The sequence below is a fragment of the Intestinirhabdus alba genome (assembly GCF_009711095.1).
GTDB lineage: Bacteria > Pseudomonadota > Gammaproteobacteria > Enterobacterales > Enterobacteriaceae > Intestinirhabdus > Intestinirhabdus alba.
This window is the reverse complement of sequence record NZ_WMJZ01000079.1, coordinates 1-4423: the sequence shown is the minus strand read 5'-3', so window position 1 is coordinate 4423 and position 4423 is coordinate 1. Positions and strand designations below refer to the sequence as shown.

Sequence of the window (4423 nt, the reverse complement as noted above, 5' to 3'; positions counted from 1 at the left end):
AGCCGGCGGATAAACGTCAGGTCGCTTTCCTGATACTGGTTTATCTGTTCACGCTTCGGGTAGTCCGCTTTCAGCACAAACTCGTACTCCCAGCACTTCAGGCCGTGCTCCTGCAGCACCTGAGTCACCACCTCCGGCACCGACCTGTTCACAAAAAAGCGGTGGCTGCGGAACTGCCTGTCCAGCAGGGAGAGAAACGGCTCAAGGACGATTTGGTACACCGACTGGTCGGCCGAACTGCCAATGCGCTGAAAACGGGTCACCACGCCGTGCACCCGCCGGCCGGCAAACAGGCGCTGCAGCGGGCCGCTGCCCAGGGTCAGGGTGGCGGGCTGGTTCAGCATCTGCCGGGCCTCGATATCCCGGTCGGGGCTGGTGAACACGATGTCGTAACGGTAGGGTTCGCTCAGGGCCTCCCGGCCGCTGAAATGCTCCACGTCCATGGCTGAAGCGCAGGACGGAATATCCAGCCGGTAGCGGTTCAGACTGGCGTTAACTAACGCTTTTACGGGGTCCATCAGACTCATCATTCTTTCTCCATTCTCCATGCGTTATCCCTCTTCCTTCTTCGCTGGCTGATGAGAATCGTATTTCAACGTTGCTCCGGAAAAGGCGATAACGTTGCATGTCTTTTTTGCAGCGGTCACATCAGGTGAAATAGCTACTTCAGCGGCCTGAGAGTCAGGCGGTTATTTCCAGCTTCGATAACGCGGGCTTTATCAGGGTCAAGATCGTCGCGGGATAACACCAGCCGCCAGGTATTATTATTCTGGTCAGGATCGATAAACATCGCGGCTACCGCCACGTACTCCGCCTCCGCTTCCATCGGCATATCCAGGGCCAGCGACTCGCCGGGCCGCAGCCGGAGATCTCTTTCCGCCAGCAGATCCGCCTTTATCGCCTGGCTGTCAAAGGCGAACAGCGAGGGATAATCGGTATCATCAAAGGCTTTGCGCGCTTTCAGCTGATAAACCCGCACCACTGTCGCCAGCGCCGCGCCGTTTGCGTTGTTATTAACGCCCTCACGGGCCTGAAAATCGAGGTGCAGCGTCTTGACCTGTTTATAAAAAATGGACTTTGCCGCCGAAACGGTGCTGTCCTTTACGCTTTGCGTCAGCCCGCAGCCGCAAAGCGTCCCCATCAGCGCCAGCGTCAGCAGCGCGGCGGTGGCTTTACCAGTGATAATCGCCATCTTCATAGTTCTCCCTTCGGTGAATATTTTCCTGAACGCGCTGATAGCGGCCCAGCTGAATGGTTATTGTTTCATTCTTATTTGCGCCCGCCGCCAGCGGCCGCAGCGCCGCCGTCCGACCGAGCTGGACGGCGGCGTCCTGCTGACAGCGCAGCTGCGCGTCGGGCAGCAGATGACGGGCAATACAGAGCTGCAGACGCACATCGAGGTGTGTTCCCAGATAAACGTGCAGCAGCGCCATCAGGTCGCCGTGCAGATCGCCGCCGGGCAGCCAGCCTCTCGCCTCTGCCGGATTATCGGTCGATAAACGCAGCAGGATCTGGCCGTTTACGTCAACCGCATGGGTGCCCATTACCGGGCGGAAGCGGAGGCTGACCGGCTGCCCGACGCTCATCGTCAGCGGCTGCTTCAGCGGAATACGGCAGCGATCGTGGTGATATACCCTGGCCCGGGTGTCCGGTGCCAGCAGCTGCACCAGCGCATCCAGCCCTTCCGCCGTGCGTCCCGGCAGCAGCATAACCGGCAGCAGCGCCAGGAAACGCGACAGCGGCGTGGCCACCGTTTCCGCACATCCCGGAATACCCAGCCCCGCCAGCCCCAGCAGGTACTGCGAGGTGTTGTCGCGCCCCCCCGCCTGAAAGGAGGCGGGCCAGGAATATTTGCGCCAGATACGGTAATACTGGGCAATCAGCCGGTGATTGAAGATATCGAGAAAATCCTGCACCACCTCATGCCCTTCCCGACGCCGGGTAATATCGTCGATATAGTGCGTCGGCAGGGGCGACTCCACGCCGTACAGCCCCATAAAGGTCACCCGGATCGTCGGCGGCAGATGCGGAGACTCCGGGTCGGGATCGTACATCCCTTTGATTTCGCTGGCAGGGAATCCCATCCCCGGATGGGGACGGAAGCGTACCGGCTCATGGCGAACCTGCCAGCTGCTGCCCGCCACCGGAGCATCGGGCTGGCTCTGCTCCAGAAGCTGGCAAAAGCGATAAAAATTAATATGCGGCAGCTGTGGCCGCAGCTGCGCCATCAGCCGGGCAGGCGCGGACTGTGATTCTCTTTCCACCGGATACATTTTCCTTCTGGCTGAACGATCAGCGTGAGCTGGTTAAACTGATTCATATCGGCGTAGAGCGCAAAAAAGCGGTTGAGCATCTCGCCGAAAAGATGGATGTCGCCCTCGCCGATAAAACCGTTGCTGTCGAGGGTGACTTCAATATCCAGGCCGCGCAGCAGGAAGCCCTCTTCAAAGCGCTGAATGCGGTGGTGCCGCACCGCCTGAATCGCCTCCAGACGCCGGTTGTTCAGCTCATCCTCGCACCAGTTATAGAGGGAGAGCGTGCCGCGCAGCACCTCCGCGCAGCTCATCATATTGAGAAAGCGGGTGCCCAGATGGCTCATCACCCGCCAGTGAAAGCGATCCTCCGCGGGCGGATAGACCGGCAGCGTCGGCTTGCACAGGTTACGGACGGTCAGCGCGGTTTCCGTCACCTGCTCGCAGCGGTCCAGCAGCGTGCTCTGCAGCGCCCGGCGGGGCAGCTGGCCGTTGGTGCCGGTAATACGCAGCGACACCGCTTCGCTCTCCAGCCGCCGCTCGGCATCCCATTTCTGGCCCCCCAGAATCAGCCAGGTGTCATGCATCCCGGTCACACCGCGCCTCACGCGGGTATGGTAATAGCGCTCCGGCGCGTGACGGCGCATCATTGCCCCCTGGTGGCGAAAGCTGGTAAACGGTACATAGCGGGCGTCGCCGGTTTTTCCGGAGCCGGTGACGCTGTCGACGGAGTAGATCTCGGTATGCCCGTCCTGCAGACGCTTCGGACGCAGCAGATATTCGCTCTCCAGCCCGCTGATGGTCAGCGGATCGGCTTCCAGCGTAAACAGGTTGATGACCGGCACGCAGTGCAGCCGCAGAGTGCTGTCGGTGACCGGCAGATCGCTTTGCCAGGCGTGGCTGAAGACCACCTCAATATCAAAGAATGCCGTGCCCGGCGGTAGCGTGACGTTCTCCAGCCCGTTCAGGTGTACGAACATAAATTTTTCCCGGAAGGTAAAATACTCCAGCAGCAGCTGATAGCCGCTGAAGCCGCTTTCCCCCTTCGGCCACAGGCCGTCCTCTTCGCCAAAGCCGCCCGGCGAGAAGTAGCCGTCAAGCCTGATGCGATCCGTCTGCTCCGGCAGGCGCAGCCAGAGATCGGCCTGCCGCCTGGTCAGCCAGAGATGCAGGGCGCTGCCCACCACGCTCTCCTCGCCCAGGTATAAGCACAGCCGACGGAGATCCGCCTGCGACCAGTCGGCCTGCCTGCTGCAGGCAAAACGAATGCGCAGCGCCGAGCGCCCGTCCGGTTCGGTGGTCATGGTGACGGCTGAAACCGCCAGCGGGTTGAGGGTTACCGCGCGGGTGGTGCGGTAATGGCAGACGGTATTTTTTGGCCCCACCGGGCGGGAGTAAATTTCCAGCCCGGCGGGCACCGTTTCCGCCATTTTCATCGCCGGAAGATCCGGGGTCAGCGACACGATCGACAGCGAGGGAATGGTGCGCAGGTAGTGCGGCCACAGCATACTGACCAGCCCTTCGGTCAGCTCCGGCAGATCGTCATCGATTTTTTCGCGCAGGCGGCCAACGGAAAACGCGAAGCCTTCAAACAGACGCTCAACGTACGGGTCCGGCGTTCCGGCTTTATCCAGATCCAGCATCGCCGCCCGGTCCGGATGTGTCCGGGAGAACTCCTTCGCCGCCTCGCGCAGATAGCGCATTTCAGCGTCAAAATAACGCAGGGTTAAATCATCCATAGTGTATTTCTTTCTGATTATCAGTCTGGTAAATAAACGGAGGCCACCGGTGAATATCCTCTTCCGGGACGTTCATTTCGCTGGCCGCATACTCTGTTCCCATCGGGGAGGTTAAACCTCCCGACCCGGCTACTCCCCCTCTGTCTGCGGTGCGACCTCCCCCTTTCCCGTGATGATGAAGATCGTCTCCGGCAGCCGGAAGTTTCTCAGCGCCAGCAGCGCCAGCGGTCCTTCTCCCGCCTCCGTGCGCAGCGTGTAGTTCAGCTGCCGCCCGTCCTGCGCTTTCCAGCTCACCCGCCAGCTGCTCCCCGTTCCCGCCCACGCCTCCACCGACGCCTTATCAAGCAGCCTTATCAGCCCCCAGGCTCCGCTCATCTCCGCGTACTGCCGCGTCCCGGCCTCCGTGCTTATCCAGCTCAGGGACGCCCCCGG

The 4423-nt window shown here is 61.0% G+C and carries 5 protein-coding genes; all 5 read right to left on the bottom strand.

Annotated elements, in window-relative coordinates; translation table 11 throughout:
- Nucleotides 1-527: contractile injection system protein, VgrG/Pvc8 family (locus tag GJV78_RS22340; RefSeq protein ID WP_269140516.1), on the bottom strand; the 527-nt coding region annotated here is incomplete at its 3' end.
- Between the two features lie 134 nt (nucleotides 528-661).
- Nucleotides 662-1192, bottom strand: a complete 531-nt coding sequence (tssJ, locus tag GJV78_RS22335) for a type VI secretion system lipoprotein TssJ (protein WP_155110257.1) — start codon at nucleotides 1190-1192, stop codon at nucleotides 662-664.
- Complete coding sequence (gene tssG / locus GJV78_RS22330; RefSeq protein WP_209439280.1) at nucleotides 1173-2228, bottom strand: type VI secretion system baseplate subunit TssG; 1056 nt, start codon at nucleotides 2226-2228, stop codon at nucleotides 1173-1175. Before tssG ends, tssJ begins: the two co-directional genes overlap by 20 nt.
- Nucleotides 2228-3991 carry a type VI secretion system baseplate subunit TssF gene (gene tssF / locus GJV78_RS22325; RefSeq protein WP_155110255.1) on the bottom strand — a complete coding sequence of 588 codons (1764 nt, stop codon included), beginning with the start codon at nucleotides 3989-3991 and terminating at the stop codon, nucleotides 2228-2230. The genes tssG and tssF overlap by 1 nt, the downstream gene beginning before the upstream one ends.
- Nucleotides 3992-4120: 129 nt before the next feature.
- Nucleotides 4121-4423: type VI secretion IcmF C-terminal domain-containing protein (locus GJV78_RS23145; RefSeq protein ID WP_330998842.1), on the bottom strand; the 303-nt coding region annotated here is incomplete at its 5' end.

Bases quoted from the DNA above. Each gene is read 5' to 3' on its own strand.
- tssJ (WP_155110257.1), bottom strand. From the start codon at position 1,192: ATGGCGATTATCACTGGTAAAGCCACCGCCGCGCTGCTGACGCTGGCG.
- tssG (WP_209439280.1), bottom strand. From the start codon at position 2,228: ATGGCGCAGCTGCGGCCACAGCTGCCGCATATTAATTTTTATCGCTTT.
- tssF (WP_155110255.1), bottom strand. From the start codon at position 3,991: ATGGATGATTTAACCCTGCGTTATTTTGACGCTGAAATGCGCTATCTG.